Origin of the sequence: Exiguobacterium sp. s5 (assembly GCF_018618075.1) — a bacterium.
Lineage (GTDB): Bacteria > Bacillota > Bacilli > Exiguobacteriales > Exiguobacteriaceae > Exiguobacterium > Exiguobacterium mexicanum_A.
Genome location: NZ_JACSLK010000002.1, coordinates 224,500 through 243,741, shown reverse-complemented (window position 1 = coordinate 243,741; position 19,242 = coordinate 224,500). Strand labels below are relative to the sequence as shown.

The window sequence follows — 19,242 nt, the reverse complement described above, 5'->3', positions numbered from 1 at the left end:
CTATGCTTCTTTTTTAGATAGGAGTGGGAGAGATGAGACGAGTCTGTTGGTTTCGATCGGATTTTCGATTGACTGATAATCATATGTTACACCGGGTATTGAAAGACGCTGCTTCAGGCGATGAATTGGAGTTCGTCTTTTGGCTCAATCCGAACTATTGCGAGCCGTTCGAGACGCGGCACGATTACTTTTTCGCGACGATGCGACAATTTATGGGTGAGCTCAAGGAGAACGGCCTCGGCCTGCGTGTCATCGTCGCCGACACGGCCGAAGTGTTCGTCGAAGCGCTCGGTCAGTTTGACACGCTATACTTTAACGCCGAGTATGTTGAACCGTTCAAGCAGCGCGACGATGCCGTCATCGAGGCGCTCGGGCAAGACGTCAAAGTCATCCGTCTGCTCGATCGGCATTTGTTTGCCCCGAACGCGTTCACGAAAAAAGACGGGGACCCGTACAAAGTGTATACGCCGTTCAAAAAGGCGGCCTACGCCGAAACGCCGCCCGCACCGTATGATGTCGATGTGACAGCGCTGAAGCAACTCGTCGCGACCGAACATGTCGTGCCTGCTGAATTGCGGCGTCAGTTCGACCGGTGCGAGCGTTCGTGGAAAGCGCTCGGAGAAGCGGCCGGGAAACGACGTTTGCATGACTTTGTCGCCAACCGGATCGACGCCTATGATGAGGACCGCGATATCCCGGCGATCGCCGGCACGAGCCGGCTCTCTCCATATCTACGGACCGGGGTGTTGTCGATCCGCACCGTGGCGGAAGCAGTGCTGTCGGCGCCGAAATCGAGCGGACGCGACACGTATTACGATGAGCTGTTATGGCGCGAATTTTATTATATGATCATGGTTCAATTCCCGGGACTGAAAGACCGTCCGTTCAACGACAAGTATAAGCATCTCGACTGGGAAGACGATGACGAGAACTTCCAGGCGTGGTGTGAGGGGAAGACGGGTTACCCGATCGTCGACGCGGCGATGCGGCAACTGAACGAGACAGGTTGGATGCACAACCGGCTCCGGATGATCGTCGCCTCGTTCTTATCGAAACATTTACTGATCGACTGGCGAAAAGGGGAACGCTATTTCGAACAGAAACTGATCGATTATGAGGCAGCCTCGAATATTGGCGGCTGGCAATGGGCCGCCTCGGTCGGGACGGATGCGGTTCCGTACTTCCGCATCTTCAATCCGACGACGCAATCCGAGAAGTTTGATACCGAAGGGACGTTCATTCGGAAGTATGTGCCTGAACTCGCCGACCTCGACAAAAAGTCGATTCACTTTCCCGACCTCAGCGAGCGGGACGGATACATCGACCCAATCGTCGACCATAAGGAAGCGCGAGCCCGAGCGCTCGAACGGTTCAAGGATGCACAGTAAATAGGCATAGAAAAAAGGAGCGATGAACGTCGCTCCTTTTCGTGTGTTCGATTAAACTGATTTTTGTCGAGCGGACGCGGTCGTCTGCTTCTGACTCCGATACGCATGATATGCCAAGTACGAGACAATCCCGAAATAGCAGGTAATCAAGAACGCGTGGAGGAGCGGTACGTATGTGGCATGTCCCCCAAGTACAATCCACGCCCCCGTGCCGACTTGGAGCAAGATGAAGAACAAGGACGCCCACATCCCGGTCTCGACGAGTTGATTCGTCTCCCGTCGCGCCAAGTACAACACGTACAGCGTATAGAAGACGAGCAGTCCCGCCATGATGCGGTGCCCCATTTGGACGTACGACTCGAACGTCCACACGTTCTGGTCACAGATCGGCCAGCCCACGCACGCATACGTCGCGCCGAGGTGACGGACATAAGCACCCGTGTAGACGACGACCATCGTATAGATCGTCAAGCCGTAAAGGTGAATCTTCAATCGTTCGGAGACGGCCCGATGCAGACGTTCTCCTTCGAACAAGAGAATCGTCAAAATGAGAAGCGACGCGAACGAGACGAGCGAGATGCCGAAGTGGAGCGCGAGAATCGCGTCCGACTGTTGCCAGATGACGGCACCGGCGCCGATGATGGACTGGATGAGCATAAAGATGAACGCGAGGAACGCGAACACTTTGACGTCATAGCGGTTTTTGACGACCGCGAACGTCCAAACCGTCAATGCGATGATGAGGAGTCCTTCGATGCCGGAGACGACACGGTGACTGTACTCGATCATCGTCTCGACGCTCGGATTGGTCGGAATCAGTTTCCCGTGGCAGAGCGGCCAGTCTGTACCGCACCCGTCGCCGGAGTCGGTCTTCGTCACGGTTCCACCCATGATGAGAACGAGCATCATCCCGAGCGTGACGAGTGCTGAAAATAGTGCGAGTTTTTTATGCATTCGTTTCCACCTGCTTTTGAGAAAAATCACTAGAATTGTGCCTTGTCAGTTTATATTTTTTTCGCCATACTTATTATACGGCTTTACGTCGTAAAAACGAAACGGAAAAGCTTGCAATCGCTATCAAAATCGTTATTCTAGTATTAGCGTAGCGTTTTTACTGTGACAATTATCACACGTCTGTCACAAAAAACTAGCTATTTTACAAGCATAAACGACGTATTCTTTTTGAAAATATGGTATCTTTGTTATGAGTTAGGTGAACTTTGTTCATATTGTGTTTTTTCTGTGAAAAGAATACGAGGATTTCGTGATTAGTAGGGGGGTCAGTATGACAAAAGTCAACCCAGGGACAATGGCAGAAGTAGAATATACAGAATCCGCCTCGTTCCGCGACTATGTTGCTCTGGCAAAAATGGGAATCGTCCGCGCCAATCTATTGTTGGTGTTCGCCGGTTTCTTTGTAGCAGCAACATATCAGAGTGATACGCCAGTACTTTATTTGTTTGAAGTTTGGCCACAACTCTTATTAACGATGTTAGGAAGCGCGCTCGTCATCTCCGGGAGTTGTTACCTAAACAACTTCGTGGACCGTGATATCGATTACTTGATGGGACGTACAGACAACCGACCAAGTGTCACCGGGAAAATTTCGGGAGAACGGATTTTGCTCCTTGGATTAACGCAACTCGCGATCGGGACATTGCTCTTATTGATCGTGTCGTATGTGGCAGCAGTCTTCGGTTTAATCGGGGCATTTTTTTATGTCGTCATTTATACGATGTGGCTTAAACGAACGCACACGTTGAACACGGTCGTCGGCAGCATCTCCGGAGCGGTACCACCGCTCATCGGTTGGGCAGCCATCGATCCCGCGCTTCATATCGATGCGTGGCTCATGTTCCTCGTCATGTTCTTGTGGCAACCGCCACACTTCCTCGCGCTCGCCATGCGGCGTGTCGAGGAGTATCGAGCGGCCGGCATTCCGATGCTACCGGTCGTCAACGGCTTTGCGATCACCAAGCGCCAAATCATTTGGTGGATCGCGACACTCATTCCAGCGTCGCTCTTGTTCTTGCATTACGGTTTGATCTACGTGATCGTCGCGGCCGGTCTTGGGGGCTACTGGTTATATCTCGGCTTGAAAGGTTTCAAGGCCGAAGATGAGATCAAGTGGGCAAACAAAATGTTCTTTTATTCATTGATTTATTTAGTCGTGTGGATTGTCACGCTGGTATTGACGGCACTTTGATAGTCGCACTCACTATATAGAAACCATTGCACATCATTTTGGGAGAAAGTGGGGATTGTTGTGAAATCATTTAAGAAGCTTCTGTTTGGCATCGTCCCGATGATGATGTTCGCACTACTGTTATCAGGGTGCGGCGTAGAGGGATTGTCTGCATTGAAGCCGATGGGAGAGGGAGCTGAGATTCAGCTTCGCATCATTCTCATCAGTTTGGCAATCATGCTCTTTGTACTTGTCATCGTAACGATTATTTACGTGTACGTGCTCATGAAATTCCGTCGGAAAGATGAATCGATTCCGAAGCAAGTCGAAGGAAGCAGCACGCTTGAGATGATTTGGACAGTCGTTCCAATCATTTTATTGATCATTCTCGCTGTTCCGACGATCACGACGACAGTCGAGCTCGCGAAAGCGAAAGAAGCGAAAAAAGAAGAAGAAATCAATGTCACGGCCAACCTTTACTGGTGGGAATTTGAATATCCGAACGCAGGCGTGGTCACGGGTCAAGAACTCGTCATCCCAGTCGGTAAGCGTGTCGGCATCAACTTGACATCGAAAGACGTCATTCACTCGTTCTGGGTACCGGCCTTGTCAGGTAAGACGGATACGAACCCAGGCCTTGATAACGAAATGTGGTTGCATGCAAATGAACCAGGTACGTTCTACGGGAAATGTGCCGAGCTTTGCGGACCTTCACACGCACTCATGGACTTCAAAGTCATCGCACTCGAGCAAGAAGAGTACGACCAATGGCTCGAAGACATGAAAGCACAGCAGGACGCAAACACAGAAAACCTCGTTGCAGATAACCAAAACTTGACGACAGGCGAAGCCGTGTACGTCGAGAGCTGCTTGAGCTGTCACGGTGGCGGGAAAGTCGCGCCGAGCTTGACGAACTTTGGTGATCGCGAATGGTTGGCGGGCTACCTCGAAAACAACGAAGAGAAGTTGAAAGAATGGATTCGCGACCCACAAGAATTGAAACAAGGCGCGCTCATGCCTGGCTTCGGTGAAGGCCAAATCAGTGATGAAGAGTTAGATGCACTCGTTGACTTCTTGTACGATCAGAAGATTGACTAACGGGAAAAGGGGGATTTCACGTGGCACAGACCACTGCTATGCAGCAACCGCGTAAATACAATGGCATCATGGATTGGGTTACGACGGTTGACCACAAAAAAATCGGTATTTTGTATTTGTTCTCAGGAATCTTCTTCCTCCTTCTCGGTGGAATTGAAGCTTTACTTATTCGCTGGCAACTCGTTCGTCCGATGAACGACTTCGTCAGCGGCGAAACGTTCAACCAATTGATCACGATGCACGGGACGACGATGATCTTCCTAGCGGCCATGCCGATGCTATTCGGATTTATGAACGCCGTCGTACCGCTACAAATCGGGGCACGCGACGTCGCGTTCCCGTTCATTAACTCACTTGGTTTCTGGTTGTTCTTCTTCGGTGGTGTCATGCTGAACCTTAGCTGGTTCTTCGGCGCTGCACCGAACGCAGGGTGGACGGCGTACGCGCCGCTCTCGACACAACCTGAAGCATCAGGGGTCGACTTCTACGCCCTCGGTCTTCAAATCTCAGGTTTCGGTTCACTCATGGCCGGGATTAACTTCCTCGTCACGATTTTGAACATGCGTGCACCAGGCATGAAACTCATGCGGATGCCGCTCTTCACGTGGACGACGTTCGTCGCTTCGGCGTTGATCGTCTTCGCGTTCCCGCCGCTCACAGTCGGCTTGTTCATGTTGATGTTCGAGCGCTTGTTCGGTGCCGTCTACTTTGATCCGGCAGCCGGCGGTAACGTCGTCATCTGGGAACACCTTTTCTGGATCTTCGGACACCCGGAAGTATACATCTTGATACTCCCTGCGTTCGGTATTTTCTCGGAAATCATTCCGACATTCGCTCGTAAACGTCTGTTCGGTTACACAACGATGGTCTTCGCAACGATGCTCATCGGTTTCCTCGGATTCATGGTTTGGGTCCACCACATGTTCACGGTCGGTCTCGGACCGGTCGCCAACTCGATCTTCGCTGTCGCGACAATGGCCATCGCCGTTCCGACAGGGGTCAAGATCTTCAACTGGTTGTTCACGCTATGGGGCGGACAAATCAAGTTCAACGTCGCGATGCTCTACTCGGTCGCATTCATTCCATCGTTCCTCGTCGGGGGGATGACAGGGGTCATGCTTTCGGTCGCACCGGCCGACTATCAGTATCACGATAGTTACTTTGTTGTCGCTCACTTCCACTACGTTATCGTAGGTGGGGTTGTCTATGGTCTATTCGCAGGACTTTACTACTGGTTCCCGCTCATGTTCGGCAAAGCGCTCTCTGAGAAGCTTGGCTACTGGCAGTTCTGGTTGTTCTTCATCGGGTTCCACTTGACGTTCTTCCCGCAACACTTCCTCGGATTGTTCGGGATGCCACGCCGCGTCTTCACATACCTTCCTAACCAAGGGTTTGAGACGATGAACTTACTGTCGACGATCGGTGCCTTCTTCATGGGTGTATCGACAATCATCTTGCTCGTCGCTGTTGTCAAGGCATTCTTGTCGAAACAACGCGTCAAGCCAGACCACTGGGAAGATGGACGTACATTGGAGTGGACGCTTCCTGTACCGACACCAGAGTACAACTTTGCACAAACACCGCTCGTCAAAGGTCTCGATACGTTCTGGCTCGAGAAAATGGCGGGCAACAAACGGGTCTCTGTTGCTGAACCAGTAGCAGATATCCACATGCCGAACAACTCGTTGATTCCATTCTTCATGTCACTCGGTCTTTTCATCGCCGGACTTGGAGCGATCTTCCAAATGGATAACGCGGTTGTCGGTTGGTCACTCATCGTGATCGGATTACTCATCACATTCGTGTCGATGTTCCTCCGTTCATGGATCGACGACCATGGCTTCTATATTCCAAAATCACAGATTGAAGCGGATTTGAAAGCGATTCGTGAGAAAGGAGACCAATAAATGGCACATGCAGTCGAAAAACACCCGGTGACCGGTATTCCGGCCAATCCAGAGAAAGCCACGCTGGAAGGGAAAAATAAATATGTGGCCTTCTGGTTCTTCCTCGGTGGAGAGACTGTTCTCTTCGCCTCGCTATTCGGAACGTACGTCGGTCTACTGAACTCTGGTGCGCCAGAGGAACTTCGTTCGTACAATATCTTTGAGATGGGGCTCGTCTTCTTGATGACGATGCTCCTCCTCACAAGTTCGCTCACAAGCGTTCTCGCCATGATGAACATGAAAGCGAACAATCCAGGCCGCATGAAGTTTTGGTTGGTCGTCACGCTTCTCCTCGGGGCTGGATTCCTTGGAGCAGAGATTTATGAGTTCATCCACTACTACCACATCGGTCACACGTTCACATCGAGCGCGTTCGGATCTGCGTTCTATACGCTCGTCGGATTCCACGGCGCACACGTCACGTTCGGTCTCCTTTGGATCACGACGCTTTTGATTCGCAACTGGAACCGTCCAATCGATGTGTACAACGCACCGAAGTTCTACGTGTCGAGCCTGTACTGGCACTTCATCGACGTCGTATGGGTTTTCATCTTCTCAATCGTCTACCTCTTAGGGATGGTGAGCTAATATGGAAAAACAACCAATGAACGAAACGCACAAACAGTTAGAGCTTGAAGTAAAAGCCGAATCAAGACGCGAGTATCAACTTCAGTTGATTAGCTTCGCGATGATGATTTTGCTCACATTCGTCGCGTTCGGCGCCGTATACGCTGAACTCATGCCGGTGTGGGCGGCAGGTGGCTTCTTGATCATCCTCGCCATCATCCAAGTGTTCTTGCAGCTTTATATCTTCATGCATATGAACAACCGTGGCAACACGTGGATCGTCGGAATGATGTGGCTCGGCATCTTTGTCGCCATCATCACGGTCGCGGCCCTTCGCTTGCTCATTTGGTAAATGTGACAAAGGATTGAACATCTGTGGAAACATAGATGATTCAGTCCTTTTTGCTTTACTTCAAAAATAAAGGAATAGTAATCTTGAAGTGAACGGTTTCATCGGTTTGGGAGAGAAAGAAAAGGGGTGAAGGGATGCTCTGGAATACATCAGAGCTACTCAAACAGTTCGATTGGACGACGCTTTGGAGTCCATGGTTCGGATTGTTGATGGTAGGGTTGTACGTCCTCTATGCGGTCGTCACAGAGAGCATGGCGAAGCGAGGGTACGAGTCGACCACGTTGCTACAAAAGTTCAGCATGTTATCCGCTATTTTATTGTATTACATCGGTTTCGGTAGCCCGGTCGATGTGCTCGCGCATATCATCTTCTCGGTGCATATGTTACAGATGGTGCTCGTCTACGTGCTCGCACCGGCGCTCGTCGTGTACGGGATGCCATATTGGGTGTTTGAAAAATTATTTAGCTATAAGGTGATTGGGCCGACGCTCAAATTTATGACAAAACCTTTGATCGCACTCGTTTTGTTCAATGCATTATTCACGTTCTACCATATGCCATTCATTTTTGACTACGTGTTGACGAACTATGGTGTGCATCGCATCTTCCACGGCGCTCTCGTCGTCTTCAGTTTGACGATGTGGTATCCGGTCATTGCACCATTCCTCTCGGAAGAAGAGGAAGGCATGTCTGATTTGAAGCGGATGGTATACATCATCGCGAACGGGGTGTTGTTGACGCCGGCGTGTGCGTTCATCATCTTCAGCCAAGGCATCTTGTATGACGCCTATACAGACGCAGAAACGTTTGCGACCGTGCTCGGCTACTGTATGCCGAACGGGGACGTATCCGGCCTTGATTTGAACGCGCTCATGGGCGCGACGAACAGCGCCCTTGAAGACCAACGCTTCGGTGGGGTATTGATGAAGCTCGGTCAAGAAGTTGTCTACGGTTTCTTCTTCGGCTGGACGTTCTTCGGCTGGGTGCGCCGGACAAAATCGCTTGCGCTCGATGAAGGCATGTCGTTCACACCACAAGAACCAAAAGAGAAAAAATGAACTAAGTCAAAGGGGAAACTACGATGAACTATCTTGCCTTGATCAGTGTGACATTCATTGTCATCAGTGCTATTTTAGTCGCGATCGGATGGACGATCATCGCGCGTGATCGTCGCAACGTCGACAAACATAAAAAAGTCATGACGGCTGCCGCGATTGCCGCGACAACATTCTTCATTCTTTACGTCTCGCGTACGATTTTTGTCGGCAATACCGCTTTCGGCGGACCTGATTCAGTGAAGCCATACTATTTGGCGTTCATGATCTTTCATATCTTACTCGCGACGACAGGCGGGGTCCTCGGCTTGATCACGCTTTACCTCGGCTATAAAAACAAAGTCGAGAAACACCGGAAAATCGGACCGAAAGCTTCGGTCGTCTGGTTCTTCACGGCGATCACAGGGGTGACGGTATACGTCCTCCTCTACGTCGCCTATGACCCAGGTGAGACGACGAACGTCTTCCGTGCCATTATCGGTGGGTGAATCGAGAGAGGGGGAAGAGGATGAAACGGAATAGCTATATGACGGTCGGTTTGACGGTCGCCATTTTGGTGGCAATCGGCATGGCCTCGTACTTCTTATTCTTTAAAGAAGAGGACTTGCCCGTCATCCAAGAGCCGACCCCGTTCACGCTGACGAACGCGCTCGACGGTCAGTCGTACAATTCGGACAACGGTAAAGTTAAAATCGTCACGTTCTTTTACACGAACTGCCCGGACATTTGTCCGCTCACGTTGCGCGACTTCATGAAGCTCGAGCAAGAGCTGAAAGCGAACGATCTATACGGGACGGACGTTGAACTCGTCGCCATCACGGTCGACCCGGAAGTCGATACGGTCCCCGTCTTAGAGAACTACGGGGCGGCGTTCCAAGCCGAACCGACAGGCTGGAAGATGTTGACCGGAGACAAAGCCGATATCGACCGTATCACGCGTCAGCTTCAGTTCTACTATTCGAAAGCGAACAGTGGCCTCGTCACGCATGCGACGACGATGTATATCATCGATCGCAAGCATGACGTGCGCGCGGTCGCCCAAATGGCGACGGCAGGAGAAAAACCTGTCGACATCGAAACCATTATGGAGGACGTGTTAGTACTCGCGGCAGAAAAGGAGTGAAGAAGATGAATGATACGATGGCTGTCATCGGAAATGATTATTCCTACGGAGATGTGACGATTGCCGAACGGGCGATCGAGGACTTGATCGCTTGCAGCGCGATCGAATTCGGATTGCGTGAAGTGAAAGTCGTGTCTCTGTCGAAAGAGCAATACGATTATCAAATCATCGCACCCGTCTCGCTCGTCGAGGCTGAACGCTTGTATCGGTATGTGCGCGATCAGTTCGACTTGTTGCTCGGACAGGTCGATGTGACGCTCAACGTCATCGGAGTATAAAAAATGGAGAACCCCAGCCGGGTTCTCCATTTTTTTGAGCGCACAAAAGAAAAACCCCTTCGCTTATGCAAGGGGTTTTACTTCGAGTGTCTCAGCGAGTGCGGCAAGACGACGCTCGCAATCACGGACGATTTCTTCCGGGAACTCTTCGTCGTACTCGACGCCGTGCGGGTAGTAATGTTTTCCGAGAATCGGTGTCAACATTTTAACGACCGCATGACGGTCCTCGATTTGTCCTTCAATCGCATATACCGGTAAGCGAAGGTAGAACGTCTCGCCTGTCGATTGTTTCTCGTACTTCATGTCATACGTTGCACGCTCATAGTCCCAAGCGCCTTCACGGATGAAATGATGATGATCCATGATCGTCTCGAGCAAACCGAAGCGGATCTCTTTTCCCTCGATGTGGAACTGCTCAAATTTCATCATAATCCCCCTTTTCCCTAATAAACCTCATATGTCATCATATCATATTCGAAAACGTTCTTGGAATAACGTGTGTTCAAATTGTGAAAAAAAGATGAACGCCTCAAGCCTGGGTGTCGAGGTAGTGGGCAATCTTGTCTGTAAGCCTCACACCGAGCGGCAGGAGCCCTTCCGAACCGAAGAAGACGTTGAACTCTAAAATGTAAAATTCACCGTCCGTGACGATGACGTCGAAGGCAGCGTGATTGATGTGAAGCGTCTTGGCGATGTCGAGCACTTCCGCGACGACGTCTTCCGGGATGTCGTCATACGAGAAGTGGGCACCTTGGGCGACGTTGTTCAAGAACGCTTCGCTGACGCGCCAGTACGAACCGACGACTTCTTCACCGATGACGATGATCCGCAGGTCGCGGTCATTCGGGATGTATTGCTGGACGTAGAACGTCTCGTGCTTGTCGACGTATTCGAGCCAGTCCTGTTCATGCTTGATGAGCCAGACGCCTTGTCCCATCGACGACTTGGCCGTCTTGGCGACGAACGGGTACTCGAACTCTTCCAAGACGCGCTCAATCGTGTAAGGGTTTTTCCCGTAGATGAGCGTCTTCGGGATGCGGTGCGGGAACGTCGCCTTGAAGGCGCGCGTCATCTCAATCTTATCGTGCCCGAGGTGATACGTGGCCGGGGACGGGAAAATCGGTTTATTCAGTCCGTAGATGATCGAGTTGACCATCCAATATTCAGGGAACAAGACGAGGTCGGCCGCTCTTACTTTATCGAGCTGGTCGTAATAATATTCAGGTTTCGCATAGTCGGTCTTGATGCCGGCCGAACGAATCATGTTAAATGAGACTTTTTTCATAGCGAGGTACACGGATGCACCTGTTCACTTCCTTTCTGGTTGGACGCTTGACAGTCACGTTCAATTATAAAGCCGATTGCTTACAGAGGGAATCAAATGTGTTAAAATCATGGCAGAAAGGGTGAAAGCCATGATTATTACTGAACAGACGATCGCCCTGCTCGATCAAACGGAATCGTTAGCCGATTTGATTGAAGCGAGCGAGTCGTTCCAAACATATATCGCCACGAAACAAGCGCGAGCCCAATCGGAGGAAGCGCGCCTCGTGGAACGTGAGTTCTTGCGGATGAAAGAAGATTACGAGTACGTACAGCGGTTCGGGAAACATCACCCGGACCACGACCGCATTAAAAAAGAGATGCATCTCGTCAAACGGCGTCTCGATGTCCAGCCAGAAGTGGCCGCATTTAAAAAAGCGGAACGCAGTTTAGATAAACTGCTCGGGGAAGTGAGTGAGCTGTTGGCCTTCTCGGTTTCTCCAAAAATCAAAGTCCCGACCGGAAACCCGTTCTTCGATGAAGGCGGATGTTCAGGCGGAGGAAGTTGTGGAGGCGGAAGCTGTGGATGTGCCATCTGAGACGTTTGAGTTGAATGGTCGAATCGGGTTCGTCGTCTACGTCCAATCGTTGAAGCAAGTGAAGGCGTTGCGTCGCTATGCGAACCTGTATTACGTGTCAAAGCGGGAGAAGTACGCCTTCTTGTATACCGACCTCGATGGACATGAGGCGATTCTCGAACAAGTGAGCGCGTTGCCGTTCGTCGAAGCGGTCGTCCGCAGTGAGCGGCCGTTCGTCGCGGAGACGTACGAATCGAAGCAGAAATAACACAAAGATGAAGGCGGTGCCGCCTTCATCTTTTGTGGTGAAGGAGAACGGAGATGCGAGTGATTTCAGGAGAACGAAAAGGGACCCGACTCAAGGCGGTCCCGGGGTCGGCGACACGACCGACGACAGATAAAGTGAAAGAATCATTATTCAACATCATCGGCCCTTATTTCGCCGGGGGAGATGCGCTTGACCTATACGCCGGGAGCGGTGGGTTAGGGATTGAGGCATTGTCACGGGGATGTGACCATGCCGTGTTCGTCGACAAGCAACGAAAGGCGATCCAGACGGTCACAGACAATTTAAAGACGACACACTATGAGTCAAAAGCGACGGTGTTGCAACAAGACGCCCGGTCGGTCCTCGACCAACTCGTCTTAAAAGGACAGCCGTTTAAATTGATTTTTATGGATCCGCCATATCATGCGGAAGAACATGTGCCGTTTTTACACATCATTGAGTCGAACCGACTATTGACGGACAACGGGGTCGTCGTCTGCGAACATGGCAGCGATGTGACGTTACCGGATCAGGTCGGGCAGTTGGAAAAAATCAAGGTGCAGCGCTACTCGGACGTGATCACGATCAGCTTCTACGAGTATGCGGCGACCGAGGAGTGAGAACATGTCAAAACGTATCGCGATTTGCCCGGGGAGCTTTGACCCGATTACGAACGGTCATTTAGATATCATCGAGCGGGCGGCAGCCATCTTCGACGAAGTCATCGTCGCCGTGCTCGAAAATTCGAGCAAGGCACCATTGTTTAATGTAGAAGAGCGCCTGTCGCTCATCCGTGAAGTGACGACCCATTTGCCGAACGTCACCGCCGACGCATTTGGGGGATTGCTCGTCGAATATGCAGCGAAGCGTGAGGCGGCAACGATCGTCCGTGGGCTGCGGGCCGTCTCTGATTTTGAATATGAACTTCAAATCGCATCCATCAATAAAAAGTTGAATGAGAACGTGGAGACGCTCTTTATGATGACAAACAGCCAATATTCGTTCCTAAGTTCGTCAATCGTGAAAGAAGTCGCCAAATACGGGGCGTCCGTCGCTGAACTCGTCCCTGAACAAGTCGAGCACGCCTTGCGTCAAAAGTATAAAGTGAGCCAAGGACAATGAAGTCGCTCAAAATCGGCTTCGGGTTGCTCGTGGCCGTCTTGATTTTCTTGTTTGTGCCGCTCCCGTATTACATCACCTACCCGGGGGAAGCAACGACGATTGAAGAATTCATGACGGTCGAAGGCGGGTATAAAGAACCCGGCGAGCTACAGATGGTGACCATCTCGCAACGTCGGGCGACTCCGCTTTGGCTCGTCGGCAGTTGGTTCACGCCGTTCACCGATGCCAGCCCGGCCAGTCGATACTTGTATGAGGGAGAAGGGGAGGCAGACTACGAGCGAAGACAAGAACTGTTGATGGCATCGTCCCAGCAGGCGGCGATTCAATACGCCTATGAGTTGGCGGACGCCGACGTGACGGTTTCGTTCGAAGGGATGTATGTCTCCGCCCCGATCAGCGGGTCGCTCGCGGCGAACGTCTTGAAACCGGGTGACGTGATCACCGCCATCGACGGCCAGTCGTTCGCGTCGCGTCTCGACTTCATCGAACGTGTCGCTTCGTTCGAAGCCGGCGATGAAGTGTCCGTCACGCTCGAACGGGATGAACGGGAGCTGGAGGTCGATACGCTTATCCAGCCGCTCGACCGGACCGGCGACCGGGTCGGTCTCGGGATTTATGAACCGTTACCGATTCAAGACGTGCGCACAGTCCCAGAAGTCTCGTTCGAACTGACGAACGTCGGAGGACCTTCGGCCGGTCTTATGTTCACGCTTGAAATCTTTGATCAGTTGACACCGGGTGATTTGACGGACGGGGCTGTGATCGCCGGTACCGGCACGGTCGATGAGACCGGGACCGTGGGACCAATCGGCGGGGCGTGGCAAAAAATCGTCGCCGCCGACCGGGCCGGTGCGTCGGTTTTCTTCGTGCCGGACGGATCAAATTACGATGAGGCGATGGAATCGCTCGATCGCCTAGACAGTGACATCAAAGTCGTTCCGGTCAAGACGGTCGAGGAGGCCATCGATTATTTGGAGTCAATGAATTGAGGGGTTTGTACGTGTTCGACGAGTGACCGATTTCCGAGAGGAAGGCGATACGCCTCGGTCACTCGAGCCTCGAACGCAAGGTCAGGATGGTACTTGCTCATGAGCGGTACGTCTTTTTTTATGCCTTTCAACACGGTTCGTCCAATCGCGTTGAACGCGAGCGGGCGGACGTAAGGCACCTCATCGAAACTCTCTGGCAGCTCATCGCGGCGCCAATGGACGAGCACAGAGACGAGAGCACGTTGAATGGCGGTCCGAGTGTAGCGTCTCGTCAACAGTCGAGCGAGCGCCTGCTCGAACGTCGGCTCGAGACCGGCTTGAATCAAACGCGGTGATAACGAACTGTCGATGCCGACAAGTTGGTCGAGCACGTCTTTCGGGGTGGTCCGTAACTTGTACTGCAAGACGGGCCAATAGAGTGACCAGTGTGCCATCGACACGTCCGCAAACAGGGCTCTCGTGGCGTCAGGGACGGCCCGGACCATACCTGTCTCCAAGTAGTGGCCGCGCACCCCCGTGGCCGACATGACGTCTGAGACGCTTGGGTCATGGTATCCCGCACCGAGGCGACGAATCGTATGGAGCTCGATCGTCGCCGCCGCTTTCGCGTAGTGATAGGCGAGGATATTGTTCGGGAGCGTCAAGTCGAAATCGGGATAGAGCGCACCGAACGCCTCACTCGACGCTTTGGCCGAGGATCGTCCTTGGTCAAGCGCTTCTTTTAGTGCCGTCTGATAAGCTGGCGTCGCCTCGATGTTTGCGGCCGCGGCCCGTCTCACGGCTGTGATGTCTCCGCTCTCGCTTCCGAACGACAGCGTTTGGCACTGCATGCGTTCGGCGATGGCGACGGCGGCGCTTGCGAACCGGTCGGCACGTTGTACCCCGTAACGGGTCGGCAGTTCCACGACGAGGTCAATCGCGCCCGTCTGGACGGCCGCTTTCGAGCGGCTCCATTTGTCGAACGCCGCCGGTTCCCCGCGTTGGGTGAACTGGGCGCTCATGACGGCGATGACGGCATCGGCGCCCGTTTCGATCCGTGCTCGTTCAGCTTGATGGAGATGCCCGTTATGGAACGGGTTGTACTCAGCGATGATGGCCGTTTTTCGCATAAAATTACTCCTTTGCATTGTCGATTGGATTGGTGTAAGATGGATAAGTACGCTTTGGCAAAGCGCCGTCGTCAACTGATTTTAGTGTAAAGAAAAAACATTGACAAAACAAGTTGGCCTATCTATAATTCATATTGTTGCAATTGAGGTGATTCGGATGAAGTGGTCTATTGCACAGCTACTTAAGCTACGAAACCAGGGTGACAGTTTTGCCATCGATGAGATGGTCGAACTACCAGAGCTTACTCAGCTCCATCCGGATATCCGTTCGATTCGCCCGGTGCATGTGCACGGGGATGCGTCGTTCACATCTAATCAAGTTACATTCAATTTGAAGGTTCAAGGTGACCTGACGTTGCCAGATGCGCGTACGTTGGACGATGTCATCTATGAATTTGATATTGAATCGCTCGAGCCTTTCTTTTTGGAGAATGGGCGTTATACGGAGCAATTCGATGATGTCAATTTGCCAGAAGGAAATACGATTGATCTGCGACCAATCGTAAGAGAGCTCATCATGTTAGACGTCCCGATGCAAGTTTTCGGGAACGAAACAGACAAAACTCAGGTTGAAGGGGAAGGCTGGTCCGTCATTGACGAGCAGCCGGACGACCAACCAAAAATTGACCCGCGCCTCGCGGGCCTCGCCGACTTGTTCTCTAAAAAAGAGGACGAGAACGGCTAACTTTTCAAGGAGGTGGACAACGATGGCAGTACCATTCCGTAGAACGTCGAAAACTCGCAAACGTCTTCGTCGTACTCACTTCAAACTCAACGTACCTGGTATGAACGAGTGCCCGAACTGTGGCGAAATGAAGCTTTCTCACCGTGTATGCAAATCTTGCGGACACTACAACGGTAAAGAAGTAACAAGCAAATAATGCGAAAAGAAGCGGTCTCCTCGGAGATCGCTTCTTTTTTTCTTTTTGGGTCGTGGAAACAGATTGTGGTAAACTTTTGAGTGCAGACTAGACGTGGAGGGATGGCAATGAAGCCGATTAAACGAATTGGGATTATCGGGAACGGCGCCGTCGGCATGCTGATGGCTTCGCTGTTCGAACCGGATTACACGGTGACGCTCTATGGCCGTGTCGACGAGGCGACGACCGTGACGATCGAACGAATCGGCGTCACGAACGGGACGGCTCATGTAAGCCTTTGTCCGGTGACGACACTCGTCGAGTCGGAGCAGGACGTTTTTTTTGTGACGACGAAAGCACACCAGGTCGAGGCGGCGACGGAACGATTGTCAGGGGACGTGCCCGTCTTCATCTGTTCGAACGGGATTGCCCATCTCGACTACGCACGGAAACGAGGGTTTCATCTCGGCGTGGTCGAACATGGCGTGAGCCGCGATGGCGACCGGCTCCAGCATACCGGGCTCGGGCGCATCCGGATTGGCAGCCTCGGCTCGCTCGAAGAGATGTCGTTCAACGCATCTCCACTCGATGTCGTCTGGGAAGCAGACATCGAGCAAGTCGTCACCGAGAAGCTATTCGCGAACGCGATCATCAATCCGATCACAGCGCTCTGTCGTGTCGAAAATGGTGCGGTCGCTTCGCCGCCTTGCCGTGACATCGCCGATGCCGTCTATGCGGAATTGTCCACATTGTTCGACCGGCACGTGCCGTATACATATATCGAGACCATCATTGAAAAAACGGCCCATAACCGGTCTTCCATGTTACGTGACATCGAAGCAGGGCGCCAGACCGAGGTCAACGCCATCTTGACACCGCTGTTGAAACGGGCCGACGAGCGAGGCATCACGTTAACCGTCATTCCCGTCCTACAAAAATTAATTTTAGGAGCGAGCGTATCGTGCTAGTGTATATTGTTTCATTTCCACTCGTCATTTGGTTTATGGTGTATATGATACTTAGAAAAATTATGCCGAAATCGGTTAATACGTTCAAACTCGTCTGTGATGCCGGCGTGGTCCTATGGTTCTACGCGTGTGGGATTTTGCTCGAGGCGATTGTAGGGGTCGATGTGTTCTGGCTGCTGCTAGCCGTCTGTGCCGCCATCTTCCCTGCCAACGCTATTTGGCAGCGGGTGCGTGATGAGGATGTCGTCTATTCGAAGATGTTCGTGCACGGGTGGCGCCTATTGTTTTTGTTGCTCGTCCCGGCCCACTTCGTCTTGTTAACGATCGGCATCGCACGCGAGATGATGTATTAATCGTTTGAAAGGAAGTCGTTATACGTGAGGATAGAGTCGCTAGATGCCATGTACGCCCCGTCGTCTCCAATGATGCAGGTGGAGACAGGTTATTCGAAATGGCTGGACTATAAAGGGATGGACGAACTCGAGGCGAGGGCTGACGAACTGACTGGACGTTCGTTCACGCATTTGCCCGCGCTTGTAACTATATTGCGAGACCAACAAACCGTCCACGGTCCGATGTCTCCCGAGCTCGAGTCAAAGCTCGACGCGTTGGCTCGAGGCGAGGCGTTGACGATGGTGACCGGACAGCAAGTCGGGGTATTCGGTGGTCCGTTGTTCGCGGTGTATAAACTGTTGACCGTGATCAAAAAAGCCAAACAGGCAGAAGCGAAACTGAACAAACCGGTCATCCCGATCTTTTGGATGGCGACCGAGGATCACGACTATGCGGAAATCAACCACGTGTTCGTGAGCCAACCGTTGTCGCGTCAATTGCGTAAAGAGGCGCTATCGACGGTCCCGCTCGCCGGCAAGGCATCGATCGGGGAGTTAGAATTCGATCGACTGAAAATTGAGCTCGTGCAAATGCTACAGCGTGTGCTGTTATCAGAGACGGAGACGCCATACACGACGACACTTTATCATGAGCTCGTTGCCGTGCTCCAAGCGAGCCATTCGTTCGCCGAATTTTTCGGGCGGATGATGCGCCGGTTCGTCGGAGAAGACTTCATCCTGTTCGACCCGCACCAACCGGAAGTCCGGGCGCTCGAGCGCGACGCATTCAAGCGGTTGATTCGTGAACACGATCGTCTGAACACGGCGCTACGAGAGGCGTTCGAGGATGGCATGCCACACGTCGACTTGAACCGGGACGCGGCCCATCTGTTCTATCACGACGGCACACGCGAGTTGTTGACGAAACAAGACGGGGTGTTCACGACGAAACGAGGCCATCGATTCACCGAGGCCGAGTTGTTGCAACAAGTCGAGGAGCACCCGGAGCGGTTCTCGAACAACGTCGTGTCACGTCCGCTCATGCAAGACTTCTTGTTCCCGACGCTCGCTTATATCGCCGGTCCGGGGGAAATCGCCTACTGGCTTCAGTTGCGCCCGCTGTTCCATCTCTTTGGTTGGAACATGCCGCTCCTCATCCCACGGCTCGGGGCCGTCCTCGTTTCGACGAACGATGAGAAGAAGCTTGCCCAAGAAGGCGTGACGCTCGTCGATTACTTGACGAACCCGTTGCCGGACCATACGTTCGATGACGAGGCGTTCGACCAGAGTCTTTACGCCTATCGAACGCTCACGGAAGCGCTCGGTCGCGAAGCCGGGAAGCGGGGCCATCGATTTGACGCCAAGGCGCGACACGTACTTGATCGGCTCGCTGACGAGATGCGGGCCGAGGCGAAACGTGACCAATATCGGTTGAACAGTCGGCGGATTCATCTGTCGACAAGGCTCTTACCGATGGATGCGCCACAAGAACGGATCTGGTCGATGGTACCGCTCTTGAATCGTCATGGCCTCGATGTGTTCAAACGGCTATTTGCCGCCTACGAACAGTCTGAATCGGAGCGATGTCTCGTTAAACTGTAAAATAAATACCAATGTTTTTTGATGGTTCCCTGAGCAATCAGGGAATCTTTTTTGTTTGTTACCTTTTTGTTTCCTCTTTTCGCTAAAAACCTATGCGGCGCTTGACATTTTTATGATAAAGTAAACGTAATAAAATAGTTGAAAAATGTAGGTTGAGAG

24 protein-coding genes are annotated in these 19,242 nt (G+C 52.2%); 20 read left to right on the top strand and 4 right to left on the bottom strand.

Features of this window, described 5'->3' with window-relative positions; all coding sequences use genetic code 11:
• Window positions 1-32 precede the first annotated feature (32 nt).
• Window positions 33-1,388, top strand: coding sequence for a cryptochrome/photolyase family protein (locus KNP60_RS05335; protein ID WP_214797051.1), 1,356 nt, complete (start codon window positions 33-35; stop codon window positions 1,386-1,388).
• Window positions 1,389-1,439: 51 nt separating this feature from the next.
• Here KNP60_RS05335 and KNP60_RS05330 read toward each other — a convergent pair whose 3' ends face one another.
• Window positions 1,440-2,342, bottom strand: coding sequence for a COX15/CtaA family protein (locus tag KNP60_RS05330; RefSeq protein ID WP_034777041.1), 903 nt, complete (start codon window positions 2,340-2,342; stop codon window positions 1,440-1,442).
• 331 nt (window positions 2,343-2,673) lie between these two features.
• Here KNP60_RS05330 and cyoE point away from each other — a divergent pair, with 331 nt between their 5' ends.
• From cyoE to KNP60_RS05285, 9 genes are all read left to right on the top strand, one after another.
• Window positions 2,674-3,594, top strand: coding sequence for a heme o synthase (gene cyoE, locus KNP60_RS05325; RefSeq protein WP_034777042.1), 921 nt, complete (start codon window positions 2,674-2,676; stop codon window positions 3,592-3,594).
• 60 nt (window positions 3,595-3,654) lie between these two features.
• Window positions 3,655-4,671 (top strand): cytochrome c oxidase subunit II, encoded by a 1,017-nt coding sequence (coxB, locus tag KNP60_RS05320; RefSeq protein ID WP_214791563.1) that lies wholly within the window; start codon window positions 3,655-3,657, stop codon window positions 4,669-4,671.
• A gap of 38 nt (window positions 4,672-4,709) precedes the next feature.
• Window positions 4,710-6,578 carry a cytochrome c oxidase subunit I gene (ctaD, locus tag KNP60_RS05315; RefSeq protein ID WP_034777043.1) on the top strand — a complete coding sequence of 623 codons (1,869 nt, stop codon included), beginning with the start codon at window positions 4,710-4,712 and terminating at the stop codon, window positions 6,576-6,578.
• Window positions 6,579-7,205 carry a cytochrome (ubi)quinol oxidase subunit III gene (locus KNP60_RS05310; protein ID WP_034777044.1) on the top strand — a complete coding sequence of 209 codons (627 nt, stop codon included), beginning with the start codon at window positions 6,579-6,581 and terminating at the stop codon, window positions 7,203-7,205.
• Between the two features lies 1 nt (window position 7,206).
• Window positions 7,207-7,536, top strand: coding sequence for a cytochrome C oxidase subunit IV family protein (locus tag KNP60_RS05305; RefSeq protein ID WP_034777045.1), 330 nt, complete (start codon window positions 7,207-7,209; stop codon window positions 7,534-7,536).
• 134 nt (window positions 7,537-7,670) lie between these two features.
• Window positions 7,671-8,594, top strand: a complete 924-nt coding sequence (locus KNP60_RS05300) for a cytochrome c oxidase assembly protein (RefSeq protein WP_034777047.1) — start codon at window positions 7,671-7,673, stop codon at window positions 8,592-8,594.
• A gap of 23 nt (window positions 8,595-8,617) precedes the next feature.
• Window positions 8,618-9,079, top strand: coding sequence for a DUF420 domain-containing protein (locus KNP60_RS05295; RefSeq protein ID WP_034777049.1), 462 nt, complete (start codon window positions 8,618-8,620; stop codon window positions 9,077-9,079).
• A gap of 20 nt (window positions 9,080-9,099) precedes the next feature.
• Entirely contained in the window at window positions 9,100-9,714 is a 615-nt protein-coding gene (locus KNP60_RS05290) for an SCO family protein (RefSeq protein ID WP_214797050.1), read from the top strand.
• 5 nt (window positions 9,715-9,719) lie between these two features.
• A complete protein-coding gene (locus KNP60_RS05285) occupies window positions 9,720-9,992 on the top strand; it encodes a hypothetical protein (protein ID WP_128122992.1) in 273 nt (90 codons plus the stop codon).
• Window positions 9,993-10,055: 63 nt separating this feature from the next.
• On the opposite strand, the gene KNP60_RS05280 is transcribed toward KNP60_RS05285, so the two are convergent.
• A complete protein-coding gene (locus tag KNP60_RS05280; RefSeq protein ID WP_021067026.1) occupies window positions 10,056-10,418 on the bottom strand; it encodes a YugN family protein in 363 nt (120 codons plus the stop codon).
• A gap of 103 nt (window positions 10,419-10,521) precedes the next feature.
• The gene (locus KNP60_RS05275) at window positions 10,522-11,277 is read right to left on the bottom strand and encodes an ATP-grasp domain-containing protein (RefSeq protein WP_214797049.1); all 756 of its coding nucleotides are present in this window, start codon (window positions 11,275-11,277) and stop codon (window positions 10,522-10,524) included.
• Window positions 11,278-11,407: 130 nt separating this feature from the next.
• Here KNP60_RS05275 and KNP60_RS05270 point away from each other — a divergent pair, with 130 nt between their 5' ends.
• Genes KNP60_RS05270 through KNP60_RS05250 form a run of 5 tightly spaced genes read left to right on the top strand, consistent with a single transcriptional unit; the run spans window position 11,408 to window position 14,212 of the window.
• The gene (locus KNP60_RS05270; protein WP_034777059.1) at window positions 11,408-11,854 is read left to right on the top strand and encodes a YlbF/YmcA family competence regulator; all 447 of its coding nucleotides are present in this window, start codon (window positions 11,408-11,410) and stop codon (window positions 11,852-11,854) included.
• Window positions 11,838-12,101: a DUF2129 domain-containing protein gene (locus tag KNP60_RS05265; protein ID WP_021067029.1), complete on the top strand. Its 264-nt coding sequence runs from the start codon at window positions 11,838-11,840 to the stop codon at window positions 12,099-12,101. The genes KNP60_RS05270 and KNP60_RS05265 overlap by 17 nt, the downstream gene beginning before the upstream one ends.
• 53 nt (window positions 12,102-12,154) lie before the next feature.
• Entirely contained in the window at window positions 12,155-12,721 is a 567-nt protein-coding gene (gene rsmD / locus KNP60_RS05260) for a 16S rRNA (guanine(966)-N(2))-methyltransferase RsmD (RefSeq protein WP_034777060.1), read from the top strand.
• Window positions 12,722-12,725: 4 nt separating this feature from the next.
• A complete protein-coding gene (gene coaD, locus KNP60_RS05255) occupies window positions 12,726-13,223 on the top strand; it encodes a pantetheine-phosphate adenylyltransferase (RefSeq protein ID WP_034777061.1) in 498 nt (165 codons plus the stop codon).
• On the top strand, window positions 13,220-14,212 hold the full coding sequence (locus KNP60_RS05250; RefSeq protein ID WP_214797048.1) for a SepM family pheromone-processing serine protease: 993 nt from the start codon (window positions 13,220-13,222) through the stop codon (window positions 14,210-14,212). Before coaD ends, KNP60_RS05250 begins: the two co-directional genes overlap by 4 nt.
• Here KNP60_RS05250 and KNP60_RS05245 read toward each other — a convergent pair.
• Entirely contained in the window at window positions 14,191-15,321 is a 1,131-nt protein-coding gene (locus KNP60_RS05245; RefSeq protein ID WP_214797047.1) for a tRNA(Met) cytidine acetate ligase, read from the bottom strand. The two genes, KNP60_RS05250 and KNP60_RS05245, sit on opposite strands and share 22 nt — an antisense overlap.
• Window positions 15,322-15,478: 157 nt before the next feature.
• Here KNP60_RS05245 and KNP60_RS05240 point away from each other — a divergent pair, with 157 nt between their 5' ends.
• The 5 genes from KNP60_RS05240 to bshC all read left to right on the top strand — a co-directional run bounded on the left by KNP60_RS05240 (window position 15,479) and on the right by bshC (window position 19,083).
• Window positions 15,479-16,006: a YceD family protein gene (locus KNP60_RS05240; protein WP_034777064.1), complete on the top strand. Its 528-nt coding sequence runs from the start codon at window positions 15,479-15,481 to the stop codon at window positions 16,004-16,006.
• Window positions 16,007-16,028: 22 nt separating this feature from the next.
• On the top strand, window positions 16,029-16,202 hold the full coding sequence (rpmF, locus tag KNP60_RS05235; RefSeq protein WP_015881300.1) for a 50S ribosomal protein L32: 174 nt from the start codon (window positions 16,029-16,031) through the stop codon (window positions 16,200-16,202).
• Between the two features lie 107 nt (window positions 16,203-16,309).
• Entirely contained in the window at window positions 16,310-17,149 is an 840-nt protein-coding gene (locus tag KNP60_RS05230) for a 2-dehydropantoate 2-reductase (RefSeq protein WP_214797046.1), read from the top strand.
• A complete protein-coding gene (locus KNP60_RS05225) occupies window positions 17,143-17,502 on the top strand; it encodes a DUF3397 domain-containing protein (RefSeq protein WP_214797045.1) in 360 nt (119 codons plus the stop codon). The genes KNP60_RS05230 and KNP60_RS05225 overlap by 7 nt, the downstream gene beginning before the upstream one ends.
• A gap of 24 nt (window positions 17,503-17,526) precedes the next feature.
• Window positions 17,527-19,083 (top strand): bacillithiol biosynthesis cysteine-adding enzyme BshC, encoded by a 1,557-nt coding sequence (gene bshC, locus KNP60_RS05220; protein WP_353048636.1) that lies wholly within the window; start codon window positions 17,527-17,529, stop codon window positions 19,081-19,083.
• The last annotated feature ends 159 nt before the right edge of the window (window positions 19,084-19,242 follow it).

What these genes read in the sequence shown, in the direction of transcription:
- KNP60_RS05335 (WP_214797051.1), top strand. Translation starts at nt 33, where the DNA reads ATGAGACGAGTCTGTTGGTTTCGATCGGATTTTCGATTGACTGATAAT.
- KNP60_RS05330 (WP_034777041.1), bottom strand. Translation starts at nt 2,342, where the DNA reads ATGCATAAAAAACTCGCACTATTTTCAGCACTCGTCACGCTCGGGATG.
- cyoE (WP_034777042.1), top strand. Translation starts at nt 2,674, where the DNA reads ATGACAAAAGTCAACCCAGGGACAATGGCAGAAGTAGAATATACAGAA.
- ctaD (WP_034777043.1), top strand. Translation starts at nt 4,710, where the DNA reads ATGCAGCAACCGCGTAAATACAATGGCATCATGGATTGGGTTACGACG.
- KNP60_RS05310 (WP_034777044.1), top strand. Translation starts at nt 6,579, where the DNA reads ATGGCACATGCAGTCGAAAAACACCCGGTGACCGGTATTCCGGCCAAT.
- KNP60_RS05305 (WP_034777045.1), top strand. Translation starts at nt 7,207, where the DNA reads ATGGAAAAACAACCAATGAACGAAACGCACAAACAGTTAGAGCTTGAA.
- KNP60_RS05300 (WP_034777047.1), top strand. Translation starts at nt 7,671, where the DNA reads ATGCTCTGGAATACATCAGAGCTACTCAAACAGTTCGATTGGACGACG.
- KNP60_RS05295 (WP_034777049.1), top strand. Translation starts at nt 8,618, where the DNA reads ATGAACTATCTTGCCTTGATCAGTGTGACATTCATTGTCATCAGTGCT.
- KNP60_RS05290 (WP_214797050.1), top strand. Translation starts at nt 9,100, where the DNA reads ATGAAACGGAATAGCTATATGACGGTCGGTTTGACGGTCGCCATTTTG.
- KNP60_RS05285 (WP_128122992.1), top strand. Translation starts at nt 9,720, where the DNA reads ATGAATGATACGATGGCTGTCATCGGAAATGATTATTCCTACGGAGAT.
- KNP60_RS05280 (WP_021067026.1), bottom strand. Translation starts at nt 10,418, where the DNA reads ATGAAATTTGAGCAGTTCCACATCGAGGGAAAAGAGATCCGCTTCGGT.
- KNP60_RS05275 (WP_214797049.1), bottom strand. Translation starts at nt 11,277, where the DNA reads ATGAAAAAAGTCTCATTTAACATGATTCGTTCGGCCGGCATCAAGACC.
- KNP60_RS05270 (WP_034777059.1), top strand. Translation starts at nt 11,408, where the DNA reads ATGATTATTACTGAACAGACGATCGCCCTGCTCGATCAAACGGAATCG.
- rsmD (WP_034777060.1), top strand. Translation starts at nt 12,155, where the DNA reads ATGCGAGTGATTTCAGGAGAACGAAAAGGGACCCGACTCAAGGCGGTC.
- coaD (WP_034777061.1), top strand. Translation starts at nt 12,726, where the DNA reads ATGTCAAAACGTATCGCGATTTGCCCGGGGAGCTTTGACCCGATTACG.
- KNP60_RS05250 (WP_214797048.1), top strand. Translation starts at nt 13,220, where the DNA reads ATGAAGTCGCTCAAAATCGGCTTCGGGTTGCTCGTGGCCGTCTTGATT.
- KNP60_RS05245 (WP_214797047.1), bottom strand. Translation starts at nt 15,321, where the DNA reads ATGCGAAAAACGGCCATCATCGCTGAGTACAACCCGTTCCATAACGGG.
- KNP60_RS05240 (WP_034777064.1), top strand. Translation starts at nt 15,479, where the DNA reads ATGAAGTGGTCTATTGCACAGCTACTTAAGCTACGAAACCAGGGTGAC.
- rpmF (WP_015881300.1), top strand. Translation starts at nt 16,029, where the DNA reads ATGGCAGTACCATTCCGTAGAACGTCGAAAACTCGCAAACGTCTTCGT.
- KNP60_RS05230 (WP_214797046.1), top strand. Translation starts at nt 16,310, where the DNA reads ATGAAGCCGATTAAACGAATTGGGATTATCGGGAACGGCGCCGTCGGC.